This is a genomic window from Stenotrophomonas humi (assembly GCF_001431415.1).
In the GTDB taxonomy this organism is placed as follows: Bacteria; Pseudomonadota; Gammaproteobacteria; order Xanthomonadales; family Xanthomonadaceae; genus Stenotrophomonas; species Stenotrophomonas humi.
Genome location: NZ_LDJI01000019.1, coordinates 34,882 through 59,333, shown reverse-complemented (window position 1 = coordinate 59,333; position 24,452 = coordinate 34,882). Strand labels below are relative to the sequence as shown.

20 protein-coding genes and 4 tRNA genes are annotated in these 24,452 nt (G+C 64.6%); 19 read left to right on the top strand and 5 right to left on the bottom strand.

From position 1 onward, the window contains the following. Positions 1-28 precede the first annotated feature (28 nt). From ABB26_RS09735 to thrC, 4 genes are all read left to right on the top strand, one after another. Positions 29-973, top strand: coding sequence for a DMT family transporter (locus tag ABB26_RS09735; RefSeq protein ID WP_057633584.1), 945 nt, complete (start codon positions 29-31; stop codon positions 971-973). Between the two features lie 488 nt (positions 974-1,461). Next, positions 1,462-3,957 (top strand): bifunctional aspartate kinase/homoserine dehydrogenase I, encoded by a 2,496-nt coding sequence (thrA, locus tag ABB26_RS09730; protein ID WP_057633582.1) that lies wholly within the window; start codon positions 1,462-1,464, stop codon positions 3,955-3,957. Positions 3,958-3,962: 5 nt separating this feature from the next. Further along, positions 3,963-4,898 (top strand): homoserine kinase, encoded by a 936-nt coding sequence (locus tag ABB26_RS09725; RefSeq protein ID WP_057633842.1) that lies wholly within the window; start codon positions 3,963-3,965, stop codon positions 4,896-4,898. Between the two features lie 69 nt (positions 4,899-4,967). Then, positions 4,968-6,269, top strand: coding sequence for a threonine synthase (gene thrC, locus ABB26_RS09720; RefSeq protein ID WP_057633580.1), 1,302 nt, complete (start codon positions 4,968-4,970; stop codon positions 6,267-6,269). A gap of 280 nt (positions 6,270-6,549) precedes the next feature. On the opposite strand, the gene ABB26_RS09715 is transcribed toward thrC, so the two are convergent. Then, positions 6,550-7,308 carry a Crp/Fnr family transcriptional regulator gene (locus ABB26_RS09715; protein WP_057633579.1) on the bottom strand — a complete coding sequence of 253 codons (759 nt, stop codon included), beginning with the start codon at positions 7,306-7,308 and terminating at the stop codon, positions 6,550-6,552. A 111-nt stretch (positions 7,309-7,419) separates the two neighbouring features. Between ABB26_RS09715 and hisS the strand changes: the two genes are divergently transcribed. The 11 genes from hisS (at position 7,420) to ABB26_RS09660 (ending at position 18,167) form a co-directional block, all read left to right on the top strand. Beyond that, positions 7,420-8,826: a histidine--tRNA ligase gene (gene hisS / locus ABB26_RS09710; protein WP_057633577.1), complete on the top strand. Its 1,407-nt coding sequence runs from the start codon at positions 7,420-7,422 to the stop codon at positions 8,824-8,826. 192 nt (positions 8,827-9,018) lie between these two features. Further along, positions 9,019-9,345: a YerC/YecD family TrpR-related protein gene (locus tag ABB26_RS09705; RefSeq protein ID WP_057633574.1), complete on the top strand. Its 327-nt coding sequence runs from the start codon at positions 9,019-9,021 to the stop codon at positions 9,343-9,345. Between the two features lie 9 nt (positions 9,346-9,354). Continuing rightward, positions 9,355-10,266 carry an ATP phosphoribosyltransferase gene (gene hisG / locus ABB26_RS09700; RefSeq protein WP_057633573.1) on the top strand — a complete coding sequence of 304 codons (912 nt, stop codon included), beginning with the start codon at positions 9,355-9,357 and terminating at the stop codon, positions 10,264-10,266. Then, positions 10,263-11,558, top strand: a complete 1,296-nt coding sequence (gene hisD, locus ABB26_RS09695; RefSeq protein WP_057633571.1) for a histidinol dehydrogenase — start codon at positions 10,263-10,265, stop codon at positions 11,556-11,558. The genes hisG and hisD overlap by 4 nt, the downstream gene beginning before the upstream one ends. Then, the gene (gene hisC / locus ABB26_RS09690; protein ID WP_057633569.1) at positions 11,555-12,634 is read left to right on the top strand and encodes a histidinol-phosphate transaminase; all 1,080 of its coding nucleotides are present in this window, start codon (positions 11,555-11,557) and stop codon (positions 12,632-12,634) included. Before hisD ends, hisC begins: the two co-directional genes overlap by 4 nt. Next, positions 12,631-13,704, top strand: a complete 1,074-nt coding sequence (hisB, locus tag ABB26_RS09685) for a bifunctional histidinol-phosphatase/imidazoleglycerol-phosphate dehydratase HisB (protein ID WP_057633567.1) — start codon at positions 12,631-12,633, stop codon at positions 13,702-13,704. The genes hisC and hisB overlap by 4 nt, the downstream gene beginning before the upstream one ends. Beyond that, positions 13,701-14,303 (top strand): imidazole glycerol phosphate synthase subunit HisH, encoded by a 603-nt coding sequence (hisH, locus tag ABB26_RS09680; protein WP_057633564.1) that lies wholly within the window; start codon positions 13,701-13,703, stop codon positions 14,301-14,303. Before hisB ends, hisH begins: the two co-directional genes overlap by 4 nt. Then, entirely contained in the window at positions 14,300-15,034 is a 735-nt protein-coding gene (gene hisA, locus ABB26_RS09675; RefSeq protein ID WP_057633562.1) for a 1-(5-phosphoribosyl)-5-[(5-phosphoribosylamino)methylideneamino]imidazole-4-carboxamide isomerase, read from the top strand. Before hisH ends, hisA begins: the two co-directional genes overlap by 4 nt. After that, the gene (gene hisF, locus ABB26_RS09670) at positions 15,028-15,804 is read left to right on the top strand and encodes an imidazole glycerol phosphate synthase subunit HisF (RefSeq protein ID WP_057633561.1); all 777 of its coding nucleotides are present in this window, start codon (positions 15,028-15,030) and stop codon (positions 15,802-15,804) included. Before hisA ends, hisF begins: the two co-directional genes overlap by 7 nt. Continuing rightward, on the top strand, positions 15,794-16,432 hold the full coding sequence (gene hisIE / locus ABB26_RS09665) for a bifunctional phosphoribosyl-AMP cyclohydrolase/phosphoribosyl-ATP diphosphatase HisIE (protein ID WP_057633559.1): 639 nt from the start codon (positions 15,794-15,796) through the stop codon (positions 16,430-16,432). Before hisF ends, hisIE begins: the two co-directional genes overlap by 11 nt. Positions 16,433-16,640: 208 nt before the next feature. After that, entirely contained in the window at positions 16,641-18,167 is a 1,527-nt protein-coding gene (locus tag ABB26_RS09660; RefSeq protein ID WP_057633557.1) for a calcineurin-like phosphoesterase C-terminal domain-containing protein, read from the top strand. 107 nt (positions 18,168-18,274) lie between these two features. On the opposite strand, the gene ABB26_RS09655 is transcribed toward ABB26_RS09660, so the two are convergent. Together ABB26_RS09655 and ABB26_RS18970 are read right to left on the bottom strand one after the other, a co-directional pair. After that, positions 18,275-19,252, bottom strand: a complete 978-nt coding sequence (locus ABB26_RS09655; protein WP_057633556.1) for a C13 family peptidase — start codon at positions 19,250-19,252, stop codon at positions 18,275-18,277. 107 nt (positions 19,253-19,359) lie between these two features. Beyond that, positions 19,360-19,755: a hypothetical protein gene (locus ABB26_RS18970; protein ID WP_152982619.1), complete on the bottom strand. Its 396-nt coding sequence runs from the start codon at positions 19,753-19,755 to the stop codon at positions 19,360-19,362. Positions 19,756-19,976: 221 nt separating this feature from the next. Here ABB26_RS18970 and ABB26_RS09650 point away from each other — a divergent pair. The 4 genes from ABB26_RS09650 to ABB26_RS09635 all read left to right on the top strand — a co-directional run bounded on the left by ABB26_RS09650 (position 19,977) and on the right by ABB26_RS09635 (position 20,515). Next, positions 19,977-20,052 (top strand) — tRNA-Ala (locus tag ABB26_RS09650). 54 nt (positions 20,053-20,106) lie between these two features. Continuing rightward, positions 20,107-20,182 (top strand) — tRNA-Glu (locus ABB26_RS09645). Positions 20,183-20,312: 130 nt separating this feature from the next. Continuing rightward, positions 20,313-20,388, top strand: a tRNA-Ala gene (locus tag ABB26_RS09640). 51 nt (positions 20,389-20,439) lie between these two features. After that, positions 20,440-20,515, top strand: a tRNA-Glu gene (locus ABB26_RS09635). 262 nt (positions 20,516-20,777) lie between these two features. Here the strand turns inward: ABB26_RS09635 and ABB26_RS09630 are convergent. Together ABB26_RS09630 and ABB26_RS09625 are read right to left on the bottom strand one after the other, a co-directional pair. Continuing rightward, positions 20,778-21,986: an acetyl-CoA C-acyltransferase gene (locus tag ABB26_RS09630; RefSeq protein ID WP_057633554.1), complete on the bottom strand. Its 1,209-nt coding sequence runs from the start codon at positions 21,984-21,986 to the stop codon at positions 20,778-20,780. A 79-nt stretch (positions 21,987-22,065) separates the two neighbouring features. Further along, positions 22,066-24,438, bottom strand: coding sequence for a 3-hydroxyacyl-CoA dehydrogenase/enoyl-CoA hydratase family protein (locus tag ABB26_RS09625; RefSeq protein ID WP_057633551.1), 2,373 nt, complete (start codon positions 24,436-24,438; stop codon positions 22,066-22,068). Positions 24,439-24,452 lie beyond the last annotated feature (14 nt).

Here is a 24,452-nt window from a genome sequence, read left to right as displayed (position 1 = left end):
CGCGGCCCAGTCAGATGCGTGACCTGAGATGAATCGTTCAATGGGCGTCGGCATCGCCAACGGCGTGGCTTCCGGCGCGTTGTGGGGACTGGTGTTTCTTGCGCCGGCCGTGCTGTCCGGTTTCTCACCGCTGCAGCTTGCCGCCGCGCGCTACCTTGTCTATGGCCTTGTCGCCATCGTGTTGCTGGTGCCTCGATGGCCCGCACTGCGCGAGACCATTGGCAAGGTCGAATGGACGGCGCTGACCTGGCTGAGCCTGTTGGGCAACCTGGTGTACTTCGTGCTGCTGTCGATTTCAGTGCAATGGAGCGGTGGGGCATCGGCAGCCTTGATCGTGGGCATGGTGCCGGTGCTGGTCGCAGTGGTCGGCTCGCGTGAGCCGGGAGCGTTGCCGTTGTCACGGCTGGCGCCGGCGTTGGCCTTGTGCGTGGCCGGTGTCGTGCTGATGGGGCACGAGGCGATGAACTCGGCACATGTGCAGACCAATGCGACACAACGCCTGATCGGCCTGCTGTGCGGCGTTGGCGCGCTGCTGTCATGGACGGCGTATTCGGTCGGCAATACCCGCTGGTTGGCGCGGGTGCCGAGCGTGTCAGGGCATGACTGGTCGTTGTTGACCGGTGTGGCCACCGGTGGTTTGGCGTTGCTGCTGGCGCCGGTGGCGTTTCTGGGCGATGCCACGGTGCATTCAAGCGGTGAGTGGGCTGGTTTCTGGGCCATGGCCGCAGCAGTAGCGGTGTTCGCTTCGATCCTCGGCAATGCCTGCTGGAATCGCGCCAGCCGCGCCCTGCCGTTGACCTTGGGCGGGCAGATGATCGTGTTCGAGACCTTGTTCGGCCTGGTGTACGGCTTTCTGTGGCAGCAGCGTTGGCCGGTACCGGCAGAGATGCTTGCCGCCGCCTGCTTGGTGGCAGGGGTGGTCTGGAGTGCCGCGGCGCATCGCTCGCCGCCGCCGGTTGTCGGTCCCGCGTGAACTTCATCCGCGCATTCCGTAGTGAAAGTTGTCTGCCGCGGTTCCTTTCGGAGTGATCGAGGCAAGAGGGCATCAAGGGTGTCAGTCAAACCGCTCCGCCAGCGTTCGGCCGGGCGATGGCCGATGCTTGCGGGTTAAATACGCGACGTTTGCGTTTGATGACAATTGCAACTTTTAAGCACAGCTTCGACGACGTTCTGCTTCTATGGCATTTTGCAGTGCAACACTTGACAGCCGGATCTCCGCTGTAGTCCTCTAGTTCGCATGAGTGCCAACCCGTCCCGCCCCAAGTACCTGTCGCCCGTTCCGGGTGAGCAGGGTCGCGCGTCCGGTTCGGCCACTTCCATTACCACCATTACCGCCACCACTCGCCTGGTGCGGCCCGTCGTCTTCGCGTAATTTCCGAAAACAACGGCCCCGCACCCGGATCAGGATGCGGGGGAACTCCATCCAGATACGTGTCGGGGCCTCCAGCAGAGGTTCATCCGATGTCGTCAGTTGCCGTTCCACTCGCCGATCCCACCGCCGTCCGTACCGTCGTCCATAAATTCGGCGGCACGTCGGTGGCCGATGCTGATCGATATCGCCATGTGGCGCAGCTGCTGCTGGCGCGCGAGGAGCCGACCCAGGTCACCGTGGTATCGGCGATGAAGGGAGTGACCGATGCGTTGATCGATCTGGCGCGGCTTTCCGCAGCAGGGGAGGCAGTCTGGGATGACCGTTGGCATGAGCTGCGCGCGCGCCATCGTGCTGCAGCGGTGTCGCTGCTGGGCGAACATTCCGGCCCGACCATTGAATGGTTTGATGCCCGCTTCGAGCGTCTGCGTGAAGTGCTGGCCGCACTGGCAGTGATCGGCGAGCTGCCGCAGGAAGTGCTGGACCGCGTGCAGGGCCTGGGTGAGGTGTTCTCGGCGCACCTGCTGGGCCATCACCTGCAGGCGCTGGGGCAGGATTGCGATGTACTGGATGCACGCGACGTACTGGTGGTCAATCATGGCGAGCTCGGCGTGGATGTGGACTGGAAGGTGAGTGCGGCCAAGCTGGCGCTATGGCGGCAATCGCATCTGGCGCACCGGGTGGTGGTGACGGGTTTCGTTGCCCGTGATCGAAAGGGCAACATCACCACGCTTGGCCGTAATGGCAGTGATTTCTCCGGTGCAATCTTCGCTGCACTGTTCGAAGCAGATGAATTGCACATCTGGACCGATGTGGACGGCGTGCTCTCTGCGGATCCACGCGTGGTGCCCGAAGCCGTGCAGCTGGACGCGCTCAGCTACGACGAAGCCTGCGAACTGGCCTATTTCGGTGCGAAGGTGGTGCATCCGCAGACGATGTCGCCGGCGATCGAGCGTGGCTTGCCGATCATCATCCGAAATACGTTCCAACCGGATCACCCCGGCACCCGCATCACTGCGCAAAGCTCCAGCCGTGGTCCGATCAAGGGCCTGACGCTCAGCCCGGATCTGGCGGTGTTGAACTTGGAAGGCACCGGCCTGATTGGCGTTCCCGGCACGGCCGAACGTGTGTTCGCGGCGCTTCGCAATGCGCATGTGTCGGTAGTGATGATTTCGCAGGGTTCATCGGAACACTCGATCTGCTGTGTGGTGAAGCAGGCCGAATCCGAGCGCGCCCGCGACGCGTTGCTGCAGGGCTTTTCGCATGAGCTGGCGGCCGGCCAGGTCCAGCGTGTGCAGTTGACCACCGGCGTGAGCGTGTTGGCCGCCGTGGGCGATGGCATGGCGGGGCAGCCTGGTGTCGCCGCGCGGCTGTTCGAATCGCTGGGGCGGGCACAGGTCAATATCCTTGCCATCGCGCAGGGCTCGTCCGAACGCAACATCTCCGTGGCCATCGAGAGCGGTGATGCCACCAAGGCGCTGCGCGCCGCGCATGCCGGGTTCTGGCTGTCGCCGCAGACGTTCTCCGTGGGCGTGATCGGCCCGGGCAATGTCGGCGCGGCGTTGCTGGATCAACTCAATGCCGCCCAGCCGCAACTACTGGCCAAAGCCAAGCTTGACCTGCGCCTGCGTGCGATCACCTCGCGCAACAAAATGCTGCTGGATCAACGTGGCCTGCATGGTGAATGGAAGCAGGCATTTGAAGCGGCCAGGATGCCGGCCGATCTGGACCAGTTCACCGAGCACCTGCTGTCCGCGCGCCTGCCGCATACCTTGATCGTCGATTGCAGTGGCAGCCCGGAAGTGGCTGAGCGTTACGCTGGATGGTTGGCAGCTGGCATCCATGTGGTCACGCCGAACAAACAGGCCGGTGCCGGTCCGCTGGAGCGCTACCACGCCATCCGCGCGGCCGCGGAATCCAGTGGCGCACGCTTCCGTTATGAGGCTACGGTGGGCGCAGGTCTGCCGGTGATCACCACGTTGCGTGACCTGGTCGACACCGGCGATGAAGTCACCGCGATCGCCGGGATTTTCTCCGGCACGCTGGCCTGGTTGTTCAACAAGTACGACGGCAGCGTGCCGTTTTCCGAACTGGTCACGCAGGCGCGCGGCATGGGGTATACCGAGCCGGACCCGCGCGATGATCTGTCCGGCGTGGACGTGGCGCGCAAGCTGGTGATCCTGGCGCGCGAGGCCGGCAACGACATCAGCCTGGAAGATGTGGCGGTGGAAAGCCTGGTGCCCGCATCGCTGCAGCGTGCGAGCGTGGAGGAATTCATGGCGCGTCTGCCGGAAGTCGATACGGCGCTCGCGCAGCGGTTGAGCGAGGCGCGGGGGCGCGGCAACGTGCTGCGATATGTGGCCCAGTTCAAGCCGGGCCAGCAGCCAAGCGTCGGCCTGGTTGAATTGTCGTCCGAGCATGCGTTCGCGAATCTGCGCCTGACCGACAACGTGGTGCAGTTCACCACCGGTCGCTACTGCGACAACCCCTTGGTAGTGCAGGGCCCGGGTGCGGGCCCGGAGGTCACCGCCGCCGGCGTGTTTGCCGATGTGCTGCGGGTGGCGGCGGGTGAAGGAGCGCGCTTGTGAGTGAGCTGTCCCAACGGTCTGGTCTGCGCCAAGCCCGGGCTTTCGCCCCGGCGTCGGTGGCGAATGTGGCAGTGGGTTTCGATCTGCTGGGCTATGCGGTGGCTGGTGTCGGTGACACGGTGACGGTGCGGCGTATCGATGTGCCGGAAGTGCGCATCGCAGCCATCCGGGGTGCTGCCGTTGCGCTGCCGCACGAAGCCGGCAGCAACACCGCTGGTGCAGCGTTGATCGCGCTGCGTGAGGCCCTACAGTTGCCGTTCGGCTTCGAGATTGAAATCGACAAGGGCATTCCGCTCAGCTCCGGCATGGGCGGCTCGGCTGCCTCCTGCGTGGCGGCACTGGTGGCGGCCAATGCGCTGCTGGACGAACCGTTGAGTCGTGAGCAGTTGTACGTGTATTCGCTGGAGGGTGAGGCCGTCGCCAGTGGCAGCCGCCACGGTGACAACCTCGGGCCGATGTTCCTCGGTGGGTTGGTGCTGTCCACGCTGGAGCGTCTGGTGCCGGTGCCGGTGCCGGTTACCTGGCACAGCCTGTTGGTGCATCCGGATGCGTTGCTGGAGACGCGTCGCGCGCGCGCTGCGTTGCAGGGCGCTTACGAACTCAAGGAATTCGTCGCCCAGAGCACCAATCTGGCGTTGGTTCTGGCCGGTTGTCATGCCGGTGATGCCGGGCTGGTGCGGGCAGGGCTGGCGGACGTTCTGATCGAGCCGCGCCGCGCATCGCTGATTGTCGGCTTTGATGCCGCCAAGCAGGCGGCCCTGGATGCGGGCGCGATGGGTGCCAGCATTTCAGGCGCAGGCCCCAGCATCTTTGCCTGGTTCGAGACGCGCGAAGCTGCGGAGGCCGCCGCGCAGAACGTGCAGGTCGCATTTGCCAGCGCGGGCTTCGACAGCCAGGCCTGGGTGACGCCGCTGAACAGCCCCGGCGCGAGCTTGCTGTAGCCCTGAAAGCCCTCCCGTTCTCGGGAACGGAGGGCATCGCAACGCCATCAACATCTTCCGGAATCCGCAATGAACTTCATTTCCACCCGTAGCGCTTCCCCTGCCGCAAATCTCAGCCAGGCCATCGCCGCAGGTCTGGCCCCCGATGGCGGTTTGTATGTTCCGCAGCAGATGCCCGCATCGCGCACGTTGCAGGCCGGCGATTCGTTGGCTTCGACCGCCAACGAGCTGCTGCAGCCGTTCTTCGCTGGCGATGCGCTCGAGGCTGAACTTTCCGGTATCTGCCAGCAGGCCTTTGACTTTCCGGCGCCGCTGCTGCCCATGGCGACACCCAACGACCATGTGCTGGAACTGTTCCATGGCCCCACTGCGGCGTTCAAGGATTTTGGTGCGCGCTTTCTTGCTGCCAGCCTCTCGCGCCTGCGCGCAGGGCAAGGCCAGCCGCTGACTATCGTGGTGGCGACGTCCGGTGATACCGGCGCTGCGGTAGCTGCCGCATTTCATAATCAGCCCAATCTCAAGGTCGTCGTGTTGTACCCGGATGGGCGAGTTTCGCCGCGTCAGGCGCATCAGTTGGGATGTCTGGGCGGCAACATCCGCGCGCTGCGCGTGGCCGGCTCATTTGACGATTGCCAGGCGATGGCCAAGCAGGCGCTCAATGACAGGGATCTGCAGGCGCAGGTGCCGTTGAGTTCGGCCAACAGCATCAGCCTTGGCCGCTTGCTGCCGCAGATGAGTTACTACGCGCATGCCGCGCTCAGCCACCAGGCCGCGCACGGCACGGTGCTCAACTTCGTGATTCCCACCGGCAACCTCGGCAACGCAATGGCCGCTGTCATGGCGCGCGCGCTGGGGGTGCCGTTGGGGCGCATCGTTCTGGCCACCAATGCCAATCGGGTGTTGCCGGATTACTTCAATGGCGGCGATTACGCACCCAAGCCCAGCGTCGCCACCTTGGCCAATGCCATGGATGTCGGCGCGCCCAGCAATTTCGAGCGCCTGCGTTGGTTGTACGACGGTGATGACGCCGCGTTGCGCGATGCCTTCGTGTCCCGCGCGGTGGACGATGCGACTATTCGTGAAACCATTGCCCGGCGGTATCGTCTGCATGGCGAGGTGTTCTGCCCGCATACGGCCACTGCCGTGCAGGTGCTGGAACAACTGCGGGCCAGTGGCGATGCAGCGGCGGACCAGCACTGGGCGGTGGCTGCGACGGCGCACCCGGCCAAGTTCGAATCGGTGGTCGAGCCGCTGATCGGCAGGGAAGTGCCGGTGCCGTCCGCATTGGCCGAGTTGCTCAAGCGCCCGGCCCATGCCGAGCCCTGCGCACCGGAATACGCTGCGTTGCGTAGGACGCTGCTGGAGGCCTGACAAAGTGCTGTGGAGGTGAAGCGGGTTCCCGGGGGGCCGTCGATATGCGGAGGCGTGCAGTCACCCGGTCCGGGCAGGCACCAGCGTGCCCGGGAAATGATCTGCCGCTGAGCTCACACTCCGCCTCGCGCCGTGGCGTGCAGCCGGTGCGCTTGCCCGGGCAGGCCATGCCGATCGGCCAAGGAACATGTCGCGAAACCAAAATGGAGATGCCGCCTGGCGCGTGGCCGCATCCAAAGCCTGCAGCTGCAGCGTTGCGGCGAATGCCGCCTTGGCAACCTCAAAGCTCGTCGTTGGCAAGCTTCTGCAGGGCGGCGAAATCCAGGATCTCCACCACGTTCAGGTGCGGCAGGGCGATCAACCCTTGCTGGCGCAGCTTGGTGAACGTGCGGCTCACCGTTTCCATGGTCAGGCCGAGGTGATCGGCGATGTCGCCACGGCCCATCGGCAATGAGACGCGGTTGCTGCTGCGGCCGAGCAGGGTGGCTTCGCGGGCGGCGAGCCGCAGCAGGAAATCGGCCAACCGCTCCGGTGGCTGCAGGCGGGCCAGAGCCAGGGCGTTGTCCTGCGCGGCATCCAGCTCCTGGCAGGCGCGTTGCAGCAACTTGCGCTCGAGGTGCGGATAGCGCTGGCGCAGGTCGCGCATCTGCGACATCGGCACCCGGCAGACGCGACTCTCGGCGATGGCTTCGATGTCGTAGCGGTGCTGGTCGGCACCGCTGAGGCCCATGTAGTCACCGGGTAGTACGAAACCGTTCACCTGGCGGCGGCCGTCAGCCAGTGTTCTTACCAGCCGCAGCGCGCCTTCGGTTACCGTATAAACATAAGCGCGCGGCTCGCCGGTGCGGGCCAACGTGGCTCCCATCGGGACCGGCATCGAGGTGGTGATCTGCTCCAGCGCCTGCACTTCATCGCAGGACAGTGCCGAGCACACCGACAGGTGCCGGATCGAGCAATGCAGGCACTCGCGTGCGCTGTTGCCGTCAGCGGCAGCGGACGATGCGGATGATTGCTCGGGGCCGGGGGCGGGCCGGGACATGGCTTCAATACGGGGGAGGACAGGGGTAAATGATACTTCATGCCGCCAGTGGGGCGGCCTGGCGCTAGAATTACAGGTCAACCACCCCACTGAGTTGCAGGAGTTTCGCCCGTGATCAAGCCCCGTACCCCGCCCGGCATCATGGAATTGCTGCCGCGCGAGCAGATCGCGTTCCAGCGCATGCTGGACGTCATCCGGCGCAACTACGAGCGTTTCGGGTTCCTGCCGGTCGAGACGCCGGTGTTCGAGCTGTCCGACGTGCTGCTGACCAAGTCCGGCGGCGAGACCGAGCGCCAGGTGTATTTCGTGCAGTCCACCGGCGCGCTGGCCAATGCCGCCGAGTCGGGCGCCACCGGCCTGCCGGAAATGGCGCTGCGGTTCGATCTGACCGTGCCGCTGGCCCGTTATGTGGCCGAGCACGAGCATGACCTGACTTTCCCGTTCCGCCGCTACCAGATGCAGCGCGTCTACCGTGGTGAGCGTGCCCAGCGTGGCCGCTTCCGCGAGTTCTACCAGTGCGACGTGGATGTGATCGGCAAGGACACCCTGAGCATTCGGTATGACGCCGAAGTGTTGGCGGTCATCCACGCGGTGTTCGCTGAGCTGCGCATCGGCAAATTTGCCGTGCAGCTGAACAACCGCAAGCTGATGCGGGGCTTCTTCGAGGCCCAGGGCGTCGCCGACCCGCAGCAGCAGGCACTGGTGCTGCGCGAGGTCGACAAGCTCGACAAGCGCGGTGCCGACTATGTGCGTGAAACGCTGGTCGGCCCGGATTTCAACCTGCCGGCCGAGGCCGTCGAGCGCATCCTGGCTTTCGTCGAAGTGCGTTCGGTCTCGCATGCCGACGCGCTGGCCAAGCTGGATGCAGTGCTGGTCGAAGCCGGTGATTCGGCCGGCGACTCGCTGCGTACCGGCGCCGCCGAGCTGCGCGAGGTGTTGGAGCTGGTGAAGGGGTTGGGCGTGCCGGAAGCGGCGTACTGCCTGAATTTTTCCATCGCCCGTGGCCTGGATTACTACACCGGCACCGTCTACGAGACCACGCTCAGCGATCACCCGCAGATCGGCTCGATCTGCTCCGGTGGCCGGTACGAGGACCTGGCCAGCCATTACACCAAGTCCAGCCTGCCGGGCGTGGGCATCTCCATTGGTCTGACCCGGTTGTTCTGGCAGCTGCGCGAGGCAAACCTGATCGACGGCATCGCCGAAAGCAGCGTGCACGCGATGGTTGCGTTGATGGACGAAGCGTCCATGCCGCAGTCGCTGGATATCGCCCGTCGCCTGCGGGCCGGTGGCATCAATACCGAAGTGCAGATGGAGCCGAAGAAAATCGGCAAGCAGTTCCAGTATGCCGCCAAGGCGGGCATTCGCTTCGTGGTGCTGGCCGGTGAAGACGAGCTGGCGCGTGGCGTCGTGGCCGTCAAGGACCTGCTGCGTGAGCAGCAGTTCGAGGTGGCCCGTGATGAACTGGCCTCCACGCTGCAGGTGGAGTTGGAGCAGGCCCGCGCCATGGCGCGCTGAGCCGCCATGACGGTTTGAGCGAAAGGCCCCGCATGCGGGGCCTTTTTTGTGGCCGGTCCCCGCTGGGGTGAGGCTGCGCGCTGTCGGCTTGTGCACGTGAACACTGCCGGACCCCGGGCGTGCCTCGCCCGCCGGGTTTGACCCCTTTGGATTTTTGTAATAACGTACTAGCACGCTAATACGTTGATACAAATGAAACCGCGCATTGATTCCGAACGTGAAAAGGCTTCTGACGCCCCTCTGAAGGCGCTGGCGCGCGCGCTGGCTGCGCTGGACAGGCCGCAGGACGTGCAGGCCTTCCTGCGTGACCTATGCACCCCTGCCGAGCTGGAAGCCATGGCCGACCGCTGGCGCGTGGTACCGCTGCTGCGCAAGGGCGTGCCTTATCGCGAGATCTACGACCTGACCGGGGTGAGCGTCACCACCATCGGCCGGGTCGCGCGCTCGCTCGAACACGGCGCCGGGGGCTATGCCGCCGCCATCGAGCGGCTGGCCGCGCGCAAAACCGAATCCAACTGAGAAACGAACATGAGTGCTTCCACCACGGCCCCGGCGCGTGACCGGCTGCGTATTGCCATCCAGAAGAGCGGCCGCCTGGCCGACCCCGCACGCAGCCTGCTGGCCGCCTGCGGGCTGAGCTGGCGTCAAAGCCGCGACAAGCTGTTCTGTTTTGGCGAGTCGTTGCCGGTGGACCTGCTTCTGGTCCGCGATGACGACATCCCGGGCCTTATCGCCGACGGCGTGTGCGATCTGGGCGTGGTCGGCCTCAATGAACTGGACGAACAGGCCAAGGCCCGTCGTCAGATCGGCCTGGCCGATGCCTACCAGCCGTTGCGCGGACTGGGCTTCGGGTCGTGCCGTCTGATGATCGCCGTGCCTGAAGAGTGGGACTGGCAGGGCGTGCAGATGCTGCAGGGCAAGCGCATCGCCACCAGCTATCCGGCCATCCTCGCCGCGTGGCTGAAGGAGAAGGGCGTGGATGCGCAGGTGGTGGAGTTGTCCGGGTCGGTGGAAATCGCGCCCAAGCTGGGCACGGCGGAACTGATCTGCGACCTGGTCTCCAGTGGCGCGACGTTGGCGGCCAATCAGCTCAAACCGGTGGAAACCCTGCTCGAAAGCGAAGCGGTGCTGGCGGGCCCGGTGAATGAACTGGATGACGCGCGTGCCGGGCTGATGGCGATGCTGCTGCGCCGTCTGGATGGTTTGAGCAAAACCCAGGATCAGAAGCTGCTGATGTTCAGCGCCGCTGAAGAAAGCGTGGACGCGCTGGCGCGCTTGCTGCCCGATGCCGAGCCGCTGCTGCGGCTGCCGGGTGCCGGCGGGGCGGTGCGCCTGCAGACCATGTGCAACGGTGCGTTGAGCTGGCAGCGCCTGGAAGAGCTGGAACGTGCGGGCGCGCAGGGGCTGATGGTGCTGGCGGTGGAGAAATCGCTGGTATGAACATCCTGGACTGGAATGCGTTGGAGTCGGACGGTCAGGCGCGTGCGCTGACCCGTCCGGTACAGGCGGTTGCAGCACAGACACGCGAATCGGTTGCCGGCCTCATCGCGCAAGTCCGTGCAGACGGTGATGTGGCGTTGCGCGCGATCAGCGCCCGGTTTGACGGTGTCGTGCCTGAGAGTTTTGAAGTCAGCGAAGCCGAATTCGCCGCCGCCGAACTGGCCGTGCCGGCAGAACTGCGCATTGCCATGCAGCAGGCGCTGGATCGCATTGATGTCTATCACCGCGCCGGCATGGCGCAGCCGTATTCGGTGGAAACCGCGCCGGGCGTGGTCTGCGAAAAAATGATCCGCCCGATCGGCCGGGTAGGTCTGTATGTGCCGGCCGGCAGCGCGCCGTTGCCATCCACCGCATTGATGCTGGGGGTGCCGGCGCGTCTGGCGGGCTGCAGTGAAGTGGTGCTGTGCACGCCGCCGCGCAAGGACGGTACGGCGGATCCGGCGGTGCTGGTCGCCGCGCGCCTGACCGGCGTGCACCGGGTGTTCAAGCTGGGGGGCGCGCAGGCGATTGCGGCGATGGCGTACGGCACGGCGACGGTGCCATCCTGCGACAAATTGTTCGGCCCGGGCAACAGCTTCGTGACCGAGGCCAAGCAGCAGGTGGCGCAGGATGGCGCGGCAGCCATCGACATGCCGGCCGGTCCATCGGAGGTGCTGGTGATCGCCGATGCCGGCGCCAATCCCGCGTTCGTCGCCGCCGACCTGCTGTCGCAGGCAGAGCATGGACCGGATTCGCAGGTGCTGTTGCTCAGCGACGACGCGGGCTTGATCGCTGCCGTACAGGACGAAGTGGAGAAGCAGGTGGCGCTGCTGGCGCGCGAGGACATCGCCCGCAAGGCACTGGATACCTCGCTGTTGATCAAGGTCGAGTCGATAGAGCAGGCCTTCGTGATTTCAAATCGCTATGCGCCTGAACACCTGATTCTGGCGCTGCGGGAGCCGCGCGATTGGTTGCCGCAGGTGGAGGCAGCAGGCTCGGTGTTTCTCGGTGACTACACACCGGAAGCATTGGGTGACTACTGCTCGGGCACCAATCATGTGCTGCCGACCGCCGGTGCCGCGCGTGCCTACAGCGGCGTCAGCGTGGCCAGCTTCCAGAACCAGATCAGCGTGCAGGCCGCCACCCGCGAGGGCATCGCCAATATAGGCCCCTGCGCGTTGACACTCGCCCGCGCTGAAGGCCTAGGGGCACATGCCAATGCGGTGGCCCTGCGCCTGGGAGTTGCGCCGTGAGCGTGCTGGATCTCGTGCGCGACGATCTGCAGGGATTCGCTGGCTATTCCTCGGCCCGCAGTGCCAAGCTGGAAGGAGAGGTATGGCTCAATGCCAACGAATCGGCATGGGCAAATCCAGGCGATGCGCAGGCAAGTTGCCGTCGTTATCCCGACCCACAACCGCAGGCGCTGCGTGAACGCCTGGCGGGTTTGTACGGCTGTTCGGCCGCACAACTGCTGATCGGTCGCGGCAGCGATGAAGGCATCGACCTGCTGGTCCGCGCGTTGTGCGTGCCCGGGCGGGACGCGGTGCTGTACACGCCGCCGGTATTCGGCATGTATGCGGTCAGTGCGCGGCTGCAGAATGCAGTCGCGCTGGAAGTGCCGCTGTGCGATACCGATGCCGGTTTCGTGGCGGATATCGACGCCATCATCACCAAGGCCAAGCAGGGCAACGCCAAGTTGGTCTTCCTGTGTTCACCATCGAACCCGGGCGGCCTGAGCATTCCGCTGCAGCAGGTTGAAACGGTGGTTTCGGCGCTGCGTGGTCAGGCATTGGTGGTGGTGGACGAAGCTTACGCCGAGTTCGCTGACGAACCTTCCGCAGTCAGCTTGCTGGCGTGCTACGACAACGTTGCCGTACTGCGGACCTTGTCCAAGGCGCATGCGCTGGCGGCGGCGCGTATCGGCACGGTCATCGCCGATGCTGCATTGATCGAGGTGCTGCGCCGTTGCCAGGCACCGTACCCGATTCCTGCACCGTGCTCGACGTTGGCATTGGAGGGTTTGAGCGACAGTGCGCTGGCGCTGACGCGAGGTCGCATCGCAACGGTGCGCGGTGAGCGCGACCGCCTGCGCATTGCCCTGGCTGGCTGTGCCTGTGTACGCCACGTCTACGCCTCGGATGCGAACTTCCTGCTGGTGCGCTTCGTCGATGCCGAGGCCGCGTTCCAGGCACTGTTGGCAGCCGGTGTGGTGGTGCGCGATCAGCGCGCTGCGCCGCAGCTGCACGACGCCCTGCGCATCACCCTCGGAACCCCTGAACAGAACGACCGCGTCCTGGACGCTCTCACCACGCTGGAGCCTGCTGCATGACCCCCATCCTGTTCGTCGATCGTGACGGCACCTTGATCGAGGAGCCGGCGGACTTCCAGATCGACGCTTATGAAAAGCTGCGTCTGGTGAAGAACGTCATCCCCGCCATGCTCAAGCTGCGTGATGCCGGCTACCAGTTCGTCATCGTTTCGAACCAGGACGGCTTGGGCAGCGAAGGCTACCCGCAGGAAAGTTTCGACGGCCCCAACGACCTGATGCTGCAGATCTTCGCCAGCCAGGGCATTGTCTTCCGCGATGTGCTGGTGGACCCGAGTTGGCCGCAGGACAACAGTCCCAATCGCAAGCCGGGCATCGGCATGATGCTGCCGTATCTTCAGGACCGCTCCATCGACTGGAGGCGCTCGGGCATGGTGGGTGACCGTCCCACTGATATCCAGTTTGCCGACAACATGAAGATCCGCGGCTTCCAGCTGCGTACCGAGCAATTCGGCGGCGAGTGGGACTGGGGCAGCATCGCCCACGAACTGGCCGACGCACCACGTCGTGCCACCGTGCAGCGCGACACCAAGGAAACGCAGATCCGTGTGTTCGTCGATCTGGACAAAGTGGCCGGCGCCAAGATCAACACCGGCCTGCCGTTCTTCGACCACATGCTCGACCAGATCGGCCGCCACGGTGGGTTCGCACTGGAAATCGAGGCCAAGGGCGACCTGCATATCGATGAGCACCACACCATCGAAGACACCGGGCTTGCACTGGGCCAGGCGCTGCGTGAAGCGCTGGGTGACAAGCGTGGCATCGGACGTTACGGCTTCACCTTGCCGATGGACGAGACCCTGGCCAGCGCAGCGCTGGATTTCAGTGGCCGGCCGTACTTCGTGTTCGATGGCGAATTCAAGCGCGAGCGGGTAGGCGATATGCCAACCGAACTGGTACCGCATTTCTTCCGCTCGCTGTGCGATTCGGCGGGTTTGAATCTCAACCTGAAGGTGGAAGGCGACAACGACCACCACAAGGTCGAAGCCTGTTTCAAGGCGCTGGCGCGGGCGTTGCGCCAGGCGATCCGCCGCGAGGGCACCGAGCTGCCTTCGACCAAGGGCGCGTTGTGAGTACGGTCGGGCTGATTGATGCAGGTGGCGCCAACCTCGGCTCGGTGCGCTATGCATTGGAGCGACTGGACGTTGACGTGCGCATGGTGCGTGAAGCCCGGGACTTTGATGGCATTGATCGGGTGATCCTGCCCGGCGTCGGCGCTGCCGCCGAAGGCATGAAGCGGCTGCATGTGCAGGGTCTGGTGGAGCCGCTGCGCCAGCTGCAGGTGCCGTTGATCGGCATCTGCCTCGGTATGCAGCTGCTGTTCGAACGTTCGGAAGAGGGCAACACCGAGTGCCTGGGCCTGCTGCCCGGTATCGTCCGCCGGCTGCATCCGGGCGTGGGCGTACGGGTGCCGCACATGGGCTGGAACAAGTTGCTGGCACTGCGCGAATCGCCGCTGTTGGAGGGTGTTCCGGTGGGCTCCAGCGCCTACTTCGTACACAGCTACGCCGCCCCAGTGACCTCCGATACGGTCGCGGCCTGCCATCACGGCGGGCTGTTCACGGCGGTGGTGCAGCGCGGTCATCTGTGCGGGGCGCAGTTCCACCCCGAACGTTCCGCCGGACCCGGCGCGCGCATCCTGCGCAACTTTCTAGAGATCACAACGCAATGAGTTTCACCGTCTATCCCGCGCTGGACATCCGCGAAGGCCGCGTCGTGCGCCTGTTGCAGGGCGACTACGCCAAGCAGACCACCTATGGCGACGATGCGTTGCCGCGCGCGCAGGCGTTTGCTGCCATCGGCGCGACGTGGATGCATCTGGTCGACCTGGATGCCGCCAAGGCGGGCGGCTATACGCTGGCACCGTTGCTGGCGCAGATCGCATCCAGCACAACGCTGAAGGTGCAGACCGGCGGTGGCGTGCGTGGTCGCGATGATGTGGCACGCATTCTTGATGCCGGTGCCAGTCGCGTGGTGATCGGCTCGTTGGCGGTACGGGAACCCGACAACGTACAGGCCTGGCTGCAGGAATTCGGGGCCGAGCATCTCACCATCGCCTTGGACACCCGGCAGGGCGACGACGGTGTATGGCGTCTGCCGGTGCATGGCTGGACCGAGACGGCCGACGTCACGCTCGACGAGCTCGCGCGTCGCTACGCGCACGCCGGCATGAAACACCTGCTGTGCACCGATATTTCCCGCGACGGCATGCTGTCCGGGCCCAACATCGATCTCTACGCGCATCTGTCGGGCTTGCTGCCAGGCGTCGCGGTGCAGGCGTCCGGTGGTGTGCGCGACGTGGCCGACGTCCGCGCATCGAAGACGGCGGGGTGCGGTGGCGCGGTGCTCGGCAAGGCCCTGCTCGAAGGCCATCTGAAGCTCGATGAGGCACTGGCATGCTGAGCCGTCGCATCATTCCCTGTCTGGACGTGCGCGAAGGCCGCGTGGTCAAGGGCGTCAAGTTCCGCGATCACGTCGATATGGGCGACATCAGCGAGCTGGCGCTGCGGTATCGCGACGAAGGCGCTGACGAGCTGGTGTTCTACGACATCTCGGCCAGCCCGGAGGGCCGCTCAGTGGATCGGGAGTGGATCGAGCGGGTCGCGCGGCTGATCGACATTCCGTTCTGCGTGGCCGGAGGCATCCGTGATGTTGACACCGCCCGGGCAGTGCTCAATGCCGGCGCCGACAAGATCTCGATCAACACGCCCGCGCTGGAGCGGCCGGTGTTGATCGAAGAACTGGCCGAAGCCTTCGGCCAGCAATGCGTGGTGGTCGGTATCGACTCTATTCGCGAGCCCGATGGCCAATGGCGGGTGCGGTCCTACACGGGAGACCCGGCCAAGACCCGCGCCGAGGCGCGGCTCACTCTGGACTGGGTACGCGAAGTGCAGCAGCGCGGTGCAGGCGAAATAGTGCTGAACTGCATGGACAGTGACGGTGTCCGCAAGGGCTACGACATCGCTCAGTTACGCCAGGCCCGCGCACTGTGCACGGTTCCGTTGATCGCCTCCGGTGGCGCCGGCATACCGCAACATTTTGCCGATGTGTTCGAACAGGCCGACGTCGACGGCGCACTGGCCGCCAGTGTGTTCCATTCCGGCGCCATCGCCATTCCGGAACTCAAACAATTCCTGCGCGAACAACAGATCGAGGTAAGAGATGTCTACTGAATTCAAAGCGCTGGATACGGCCAACCTGGACTGGGGCAAGGTCGATGGGCTGATGCCGGTCATCGTGCAGGACGCCGCCACGCTGCGCGTGCTTATGCTTGGTTACATGGACCGCGAGGCCCTGGAAAAGTCACGTGACAGCGGCAAGGTCACTTTCTTCAGTCGCACCAAGAAGCGGCTTTGGACCAAGGGTGAGACGTCCGGCAATCACCTGGAGCTGGTGGATATCCGCGTTGATTGCGATGCCGACACGTTGCTGGTCACCGCAGTTCCGCACGGCCCGACCTGCCACACCGGCAGCACCAGTTGCTTCAGCGCCGCGCCGGGCAACTTCCTGGGCGCACTGGATGCGTTGATCAAGCAGCGCGAACACGATCGCCCGCTCAACAGCTACACCACCAAGCTGTTCGAAAAAGGCGCGCGGCATATCGCGCAGAAAGTAGGCGAGGAGGGCGTGGAGACCGCGCTGGCCGGTGTCGTGCAGCGCGATGAGGACCTGCTCGGCGAATCTGCCGACCTGTTGTTCCACCTGATCGTGCTGCTGCGTATGCGCGGTCTGGCGCTAGACGACGCGGTGGCGGTGCTTGAAGCACGCCATGCAAAGGCAGCCGAGAAGGCTGCAAGCTGATTGCAGGCCCCGCTTTGAAGCACTGTTCCCATAGCCCCTCTGCCGCGCACGGGAGAGGGGGTGGGTTGAGGCCCCTTTTCGGCTTCTGACGCACCAACGAGGGGCCAGACAGCACCCGATCCACCAATCCCAGCAAAACCCTCCGCCACGCACCTGTCGCAGAGCAGGGCGATAATGCGCACCTGCCCATTCGCCCGCCGAGGATTCCATGCGTCAAACCCTGCTGACTGGCCTGTTGCTGGCCTGTGCTCCGTTCGCGGCGACGGCGTCCTGTGTGGAAGGGGCGGTGTTCAACGATGCCAACGGCAACGGTGTGCACGACGCAGGCGAGAAGCCACTGTCCGGCATCAAGGTGTCCGATGGCGAGCACATCGTCGTTACCGGCAACGACGGTCGTTATCAGCTGCCCGCCTCTGCCCAGCTCAATATCTTCGTCATCAAGCCCGCCGGCTACGGTGCCGCCGTGCGTAGCGATGGTCTGCCGGATATCTGGCGCCCAAGCGCCGGTGAGGGGAGTGCGGCGCAATGCCGACCTTTCGCGCTGGTACCGCAGCCGGATGCGCCGAGCACTTTCCAGACCCTGGTGATGGCCGACAGCCAGACCAGCAACGCGCTGGACGTGAGCTACTTCGAGCGCGACATCATCGCGCCGCTGCGCGGCAAGCATCAAGCGCGTCTGGGCATGACGCTGGGTGATATCACCAACGATGATCCGTCGCTGTACCCGGCGTTGACCAAGGCTGTGACGTCGCTGGGCGTGCCGTGGCTGCATGTGCCGGGCAATCACGATATGGATATCGGTGCGCAGAGCGATGCCACGTCATTGGCCAGCTACCACCGCTACCTCGGCCCGGACACCTACGCGTGGGAAGAGCCATCGATGGTGTTCATCGGCATGGACGACATCATCGCCCAGCCGGGCCAGAAGCCGGCATACGTTGGTGGGCTGCGCGAAGACCAGTTCGCCTTCCTTGAGCGTTATCTTCCCACCATCGCCAAGGACAAGCTGGTAGTGCTGGGTTTCCACATTCCGCTGTTCGATCACGTCTATCGAGCGGAAGACCGCGCGCGCTTGTTCGCGTTGCTTGAGAAGGTGGAGCACCCGCTGATCCTGAGCGGCCACACCCACAACCAGAGCCAGAAGTTTTGGGCGGCCGAGCAGGGTTGGAAGGGCGCGCGGCCGTTGCATGAGTACAACGTTGGCGCGGCCTGCGGTGCGTTCTGGTCGGGCGTGAAGGATGCACAGGGTATTCCCGATACCACCATGGCCGATGGCACGCCCAATGGCTATGGCCTGCTCAATGTGCAGCCGCAGGGTCGCTACAGTGTCGAGTACCGCGTCGCCCGCGCCGCGCCGGACCAGCAGATCGCACTGCACGCGCCCAAGGTGCTGCGGCAGGGTGCCTATCCGGCATGGGGCGTTTACGCCAACGTGTTCATGGGCTACGACGGGCTGCCGGTTGAATTCCGGGTGGATGGGGGTGAATGGGAGCCGATGAAGCAGGTCCGGCAGCCTGATCCCCGACTGCTGATGGAGAACATCGCCGACGACATGGCCAACAACCTGCGCGGTTACGACCGTTCACCGGAAGCCGTGCCATCCACGCATCTGTGGCGTGCGGCGCTGCCGACCAAGCTGGCCGAAGGCGAGCACACCGTCGAAGTTCGCACCACCTTGAACGGCAGGCAGTTCAGCACTCAAACGCGCTACCGCCTGCAATCCGCGATGCCCTGAGTGTGAAGCGGGGCGGTGCAGTTGGCCGACAACGTGGGGCGGCAAAGTGGGCCGCCTTCAAGGATGGACATGGCCGTCCCGCCGGTATGCGCGGATCAACGGCAGGGTTACGGTCCCTTCCTGTTGCCTGATCCACGCGCCGCCTTGTCCGTGGCGCGCCTGGGTTGATGCACGAACGGGTAGGGCACGGCAGCGGTTGCGGGCAGGCCATCACGCCATTTCGCCAAGGTTTCCGTGATCGCCTGGCCAGCCTGGAACTGCGGCTCGGAAGGGCGCTCGCCTTCCTCTTTCTCGCGTCGCCGTACCGTCATCTTCGTCTGCGAATAGGCGGCGTTGAAGTCATTCGTGGCGTTCATCGCCTCGACCAGAAATGCACGCCCGAACCACGTTGCGCTGTCGGTGTTGCCGCAACCGAATGAGGGGCGGTCCTTGCGTGCGGCGGTGATGATCATGCGGTTGGGTGCCTGCAGCGCCGGGATGAAACCACCGGCAAAGCAGGCGGAAACCACAATCACCGCATTGCCGATGTGCGCCTCGTCCAGCAGCTGCGCCAGATCGCCGGGCGTCAGATAGTCCTCTTCATTCCTGCCCGTATGCAGATAGAAGCTGTTGTCGCCCAGGCCGTGGCTGCTGAGGTACAGGAACAGCACGTCCTCCTCCGGATCGAGCGTCCTGCCTAACGCATCCAGCGCATAGCCGAGGCTCTCGCGGGTGGCCAGTGGCATGGCGTTGTCGCCGGTACGCGTTTGCGGGTGATTGATCAGGCTGACCATTCGTCCTGTGGCATCCCAGCGTTGTGACGAAAGTTGCTGCAGGTAGACGACCTCATTGCGGAAGACATCCTCGTCGCTGTCACCGGCGACGCCCAGAACATACATGTCGGTCACACCTGGGCGCTGCGGTGCCAGCCGCGCCAGCGTGGAATCAAGCAATGCCCGCTGGGTACCTTCCAGTTTCGGCGTGGTGGCCCGTCTTGCGTCAGCGACGGGCGCCGCAATGGACGGCAATGCACTGGCGAGCAGTGCACCGGCAAGGCAGGCGTCGCGCAGGCGAATGAGCAGTGGACGGCTGAGGCGGTTGTGCATGGGCAGGACGGCGCATGTTTGGTTGCGCGATTCTATCCATTCGGCGTGATGGGCACGGCATTGATGCGCGGGGCAACCGATGGATGCCTGGTCCTGTGGCTGGACTGTTACCAGCAAGCGTCGTGAACGCGGTTGTCCCAATGGCTGGAGAGCGTGAAGTCGCGTTTCAGGCCGGCCTTCGCATAAGCGTCGGCGCGGCCTTTCCTCGCCTGTTGGCAGGCCGTAGTGGTGGGGGCTTTTCCTGCGCGACTGGAGCGGTAGCGTCCTCCGGTTCGCCGCGCAGGCCTCGGTTCACGACGCAATTCTTCATCGCGTGCCTTCGCGGCCGGAGTGACGACATCGGGCGTTGCCTGCCAGCTTCGCAACGTTGCGCCGGCACACGGCAAGGATTGATAGGAGACGGTGCCGCCTTCGCTGCATTTGAAGATCTGTTGGGCGTGAGCGTTCACGGAAAAAGAGCAGACAATCAGGCCAAAGATGATGAAACGGATGGCGCTGTGCATCGCGGCGTCCTTGTGCGATCAGGTGTGAACTACCTTGTCGCGTCCCGTGCAGCCAGGCATCAGGAATTGGAACAGCTGTGATGTAAGGCTTCCTCCGCTGATGTGTGGGGCGCTTGTCTTGTCGCAATGACGCTCGCTCGTCGCATCATGTGAAGAAAAAATTTCACAAATGTCTTGCGGGCCTAAAAAAGGCCCGCTATTATTTCGTTCTCGGCAACGTCGGGGCCATAGCTCAGCTGGGAGAGCGCCTGCATGGCATGCAGGAGGTCAGCGGTTCGATCCCGCTTGGCTCCACCAAATCCGGACATTAGGCCGTCTGGATTGTCGAATAAAATCTGATGAAGTTTACGCGTCCCCATCGTCTAGAGGCCTAGGACATCACCCTTTCACGGTGGCGACCGGGGTTCGAATCCCCGTGGGGACGCCATTCATCAAGTTGTACCGGGTTCCAGATTTTGGAGCTTTGTTGGAGCGGCGCCAAGTGCCAGGCACCATGGAAGAAAAAGCTTCCATTTCCGACAAACTCCCGTCATAATGGCGGGCTAGCAACAAGACGTGGGGCCATAGCTCAGCTGGGAGAGCGCCTGCATGGCATGCAGGAGGTCAGCGGTTCGATCCCGCTTGGCTCCACCAAATTCGGATATTAGGCCATCCGGATCACAATTTGAGATTTGAAGAATACGCGTCCCCATCGTCTAGAGGCCTAGGACATCACCCTTTCACGGTGGCGACCGGGGTTCGAATCCCCGTGGGGACGCCATTTCATAAAAAGCTCCGGGAAACCGGGGCTTTTTTCTTGTTCGCGGTTTTCATGGGGTTGTGGTTGGCGGCGCGATTCTGCGGTTCCCTGTGGCGCTCTACCGGCGCGGCGCGGCGCGGGGCGGGCTCGGGCGCGCGATAGAGGATCCCTGCAGTTCACTGTGCTGGGATTTCCTGCCGGCCTGCGCATTTTGCGAATGCCGATGATCCAACGAAAAGGGCAGCCAAACGGCTGCCCTTTTTTGTTGCAGGTCGTATTGGGCTTACAGCGATTCGAAGATGCCCGCGGCGCCCATGCCGGTGCCGATGCACATGGTGACCATGCCGTATTTCTGCTGGCGACGGCGCAGGCCGTGCAGGATGGTGGCGGTGCGGATCGCACCAGTCGCACCCAGCGGGTGGCCCAGGGCGATGGCGCCGCCCAGCGGGTTGACCTTGTTCGGGTCCAGGCCGCAATCGCGGATGACGGCCAGCGACTGCGCGGCGAAGGCTTCATTGAGCTCGATCCAGTCCAACTGATCCTGGCTCAGGCCAGCCTGCTTGAGTGCCTTCGGGATCGCGGCGATCGGGCCGATGCCCATCACTTCAGGACGCACGCCGGCGACCGAGAAGCTGACGAAGCGGGCCAGCGGGGTCAGGCCGTAATCCTTGATGGCCTGTTCCGAAGCCAGCAGCACCGCGCCGGCGCCATCGCTCATCTGCGAGGAATTGCCGGCAGTGACGGAGCCACCGAACTGGCCGTTACGGAACACCGGACGCAGCTTGGCCAGGCCTTCTGCCGAGGAATCAAGGCGCGGGCCTTCGTCGGTATCGGCGAGCTTGTTGCGAACGATGATGCGCTTGCCGTCGGCCAGGTCAGGCAGATGCGAGACGATCTCGTACGGGCTGATTTCATCCTTGAACTCGCCGTTCTGGATCGCGGCGATGGCCTTCTGGTGCGAAGCGAGCGCGAAGGCGTCCTGGTCCTCGCGCGAGATCTTCCATTCTTCGGCGACCTTCTCGGCGGTGATGCCCATGCCGTAGGCAATCGCGGTGTGGTCGTTGTCGAACACGCTCGGCGCCATGGCGATCTTGTTGCCCATCATCGGCACCATCGACATCGACTCGGTGCCGCCGGCCAGCATCAGGTCGCTGTTGCCCAGGCGGATCTGGTCGGCGGCCATCGCCACGGCCTGCAGGCCGGAGGAGCAGAAGCGGTTCACCGTCTGTGCGGCGATGGTGTTGGGCAGGCCGGCCAGCAGCACGCCGATGCGCGCCACGTTCATGCCCTGCTCGGCTTCCGGCATGGCGCAGCCGATGATGGCGTCGTCGATACGGTTGACGTCCACGCCCGGGGCCTGGGCGACCACGGAGCGGAGCACGTGGGCGAGCATGTCGTCCGGACGGGTGTTGCGGAACATGCCCTTGGGCGCCTTGCCAACCGGGGTACGGGTGGCGGCGACGATGTAGGCGTCCTGGATTTGCTTGGTCATTGCAGTGATCTCTTCAATAGGTGTGAGCGTGAGGGCGGGCGAGGGCGACGACGTGGCGTCGCCCTGGAAGCACGCTCACTCAGTTCCGCAGCGGCTTGCCGGTCTTGAGCATGTGCGCGATGCGGGCCTGGGTCTTTTCCTGCTGGGCCAGCTCGACGAAGTGCTTGCGCTCCAGCGTCAGCAGCCACTCTTCGTCCACCAGCGTGTTGCGGTCGACCTTGCCGCCGCACAGCACGGTGGCGATGCGCTCGGCGATCTCGTAGTCGTACGGGCTGATGAAGCGGCCTTCCAGCATGTTGACCAGCATCATCTTGAAGGTGGCGATGCCCACGTCACCGGCCACGCGGACGCGGCGTGCCGGCATAGGCGGACGGTAGCCGCCTTCGGCCAGTGCGGTGACTTCGGCCTTGGCGATGTGCAGCAGCTCGAAGCTGTTGAACACGACCTTGTCGGTGCCGCGCATCAGGCCCAGCTCCTTGGCGTTGACCGCCGAGTTGGACACCTTGGCCATCGCGACGGTTTCGAAGGTCTTCTTCAGCTCGGCGAACACGTCACCGTCGGCACCGGCGGCCTGCGAGGCGCGCACGGCCAGCTCCTTCAGGCCGCCACCGGCCGGCAGCAGGCCGACGCCGGCTTCGACCAGGCCGATGTAGCTTTCCAGTGATGCCACCGACTTGGCGGCATGCATCTGGAACTCACAGCCGCCGCCCAGGGCCAGGCCGCGCACGGCGGTCACCACCGGCACGGTGGAGTACTTGATCCGCTGGCTGGTGCGCTGGAAGTTGGCGACCATCGCTTCGAACTCGGCGATCTTGCCGGCCTGCAACGCTGCAAGCGCGCCGGACAGGTCAGCACCGGCCGAGAAGGGCTCCTTGTTCTGCCAGATCACCACGCCCTTGAACTGCTTCTCCGACAGGCCGATGGCGTGCTGGATGCCATCGAGCACCTGGTCGGACACGGTGTTCATCTTGGTCTTGAAGCTGATGACGCCGATGCCGTCACCGTCGGTCCACAGGCGGATACCGTCGTTCTCGAACACGGTTTCACCCTGGGCGAACTTCTCGCCCAGCAGTGCATCCGGGAAGCGCTGGCGCTGGTACACCGGCAGCGACGAACGCGGCACCAGGGTGTTCAGCGACGGGCTGTAGCTGCCTTCGGCGGCATGCACGCCGTCACGGCCGTCCAGTACCCAGGCCGGCAGTGGCGCGCTGCTCATGCTCTTGCCGGCGGCGATGTCGTCGGCGATCCACTGCGCCACCTGCTTCCAACCGGCGGCCTGCCAGGTTTCGAACGGGCCCAGCGACCAGCCGTAGCCCCAGCGGATGGCCAGGTCCACGTCGCGCGCGGTTTCAGCGATGTCGGCCAGGTGGTAGGCGCTGTAATGGAACAGGTCGCGGAAGCTGGCCCACAGGAATTGCGCCTGTGGGTGCTGGCTTTCGCGCAGCTTGGCGAACTTCTCGGCCGGGTTCTTGATCTTCAGGATCTCGACCACTTCCGGCGCGGCGGTGCGGTCGGCCGGGCGGTAGTCCTGCTTCTGCAGGTCGATCACCACGATGTCCTTGCCTACCTTGCGGAAGATGCCGGCGCCGGTCTTCTGGCCCAGTGCGCCCTTGCTGATGAGCGCGTCAAGCCACACCGGCGACTTGAAGTACTGGTGCCACGGGTCATCGGGCAGGGTGTCGCCCATGGTCTTGATGACGTGCGCCATCGTGTCCAGGCCGACCACGTCGGAGGTGCGGTAGGTGGCCGACTTCGGGCGGCCGACCAGCGGGCCGGTCAGGCCGTCCACTTCGTCAAAGCCCAGGCCGAACTGCTGGGTGTGGTGGATGGTGGACAGGATCGAGAACACGCCGATGCGGTTGCCGATGAAGTTCGGGGTGTCCTTGGCGTAGACCACACCCTTGCCCAGGTTGGTGGTCAGGAAGGTTTCCAGGCCTTCGAGCACCGATTTGTCGGTGGTCTTGGCCGGGATCAGCTCGGCCAGGTGCATGTAGCGTGGCGGGTTGAAGAAGTGCACGCCGCTGAAGCGGTGGCGCAGTTCTTCCGGCAGTACGTCTGCCAGCTTGTTGATGCCCAGGCCCGAGGTGTTGGAGGCCAGCACCGCGTGTTCGTTCACGAACGGGGCGATCTTCTTGTACAGGTCCTGCTTCCAGTCCATCCGTTCAGCGATGGCCTCGATGATCAGGTCGCAGTCGCGCAGCTGCTCCAGGCCCGAGTCGTAGTTGGCCGGGGTAATGGCTTCGGCCAGCGACTTGCTGGCCAGTGGCGCCGGGCTCAGTTTGCCGAGGTTGGCGATGGCCTTGAGCACGATGCCGTCGGCCGGGCCTTCTTTGGCAGCCAGGTCGAACAGGACGGTGTCGACGCCAGCATTGGTCAGGTGGGCGGCGATCTGCGCACCCATGACGCCTGCGCCAAGGACGGCGGCGCGGCGGACAAGCAGGGAATTGGACATATCGATAAACCTTT

Bases quoted from the DNA above. Each gene is read 5' to 3' on its own strand.
- ABB26_RS09735 (WP_057633584.1), top strand. From the start codon at position 29: ATGAATCGTTCAATGGGCGTCGGCATCGCCAACGGCGTGGCTTCCGGC.
- thrA (WP_057633582.1), top strand. From the start codon at position 1,462: ATGTCGTCAGTTGCCGTTCCACTCGCCGATCCCACCGCCGTCCGTACC.
- thrC (WP_057633580.1), top strand. From the start codon at position 4,968: ATGAACTTCATTTCCACCCGTAGCGCTTCCCCTGCCGCAAATCTCAGC.
- ABB26_RS09715 (WP_057633579.1), bottom strand. From the start codon at position 7,308: ATGTCCCGGCCCGCCCCCGGCCCCGAGCAATCATCCGCATCGTCCGCT.
- ABB26_RS09705 (WP_057633574.1), top strand. From the start codon at position 9,019: ATGAAACCGCGCATTGATTCCGAACGTGAAAAGGCTTCTGACGCCCCT.
- hisG (WP_057633573.1), top strand. From the start codon at position 9,355: ATGAGTGCTTCCACCACGGCCCCGGCGCGTGACCGGCTGCGTATTGCC.
- hisD (WP_057633571.1), top strand. From the start codon at position 10,263: ATGAACATCCTGGACTGGAATGCGTTGGAGTCGGACGGTCAGGCGCGT.
- hisB (WP_057633567.1), top strand. From the start codon at position 12,631: ATGACCCCCATCCTGTTCGTCGATCGTGACGGCACCTTGATCGAGGAG.
- hisA (WP_057633562.1), top strand. From the start codon at position 14,300: ATGAGTTTCACCGTCTATCCCGCGCTGGACATCCGCGAAGGCCGCGTC.
- hisF (WP_057633561.1), top strand. From the start codon at position 15,028: ATGCTGAGCCGTCGCATCATTCCCTGTCTGGACGTGCGCGAAGGCCGC.
- hisIE (WP_057633559.1), top strand. From the start codon at position 15,794: ATGTCTACTGAATTCAAAGCGCTGGATACGGCCAACCTGGACTGGGGC.
- ABB26_RS09660 (WP_057633557.1), top strand. From the start codon at position 16,641: ATGCGTCAAACCCTGCTGACTGGCCTGTTGCTGGCCTGTGCTCCGTTC.
- ABB26_RS09655 (WP_057633556.1), bottom strand. From the start codon at position 19,252: ATGCACAACCGCCTCAGCCGTCCACTGCTCATTCGCCTGCGCGACGCC.
- ABB26_RS18970 (WP_152982619.1), bottom strand. From the start codon at position 19,755: ATGCACAGCGCCATCCGTTTCATCATCTTTGGCCTGATTGTCTGCTCT.
- ABB26_RS09630 (WP_057633554.1), bottom strand. From the start codon at position 21,986: ATGACCAAGCAAATCCAGGACGCCTACATCGTCGCCGCCACCCGTACC.
- ABB26_RS09625 (WP_057633551.1), bottom strand. From the start codon at position 24,438: ATGTCCAATTCCCTGCTTGTCCGCCGCGCCGCCGTCCTTGGCGCAGGC.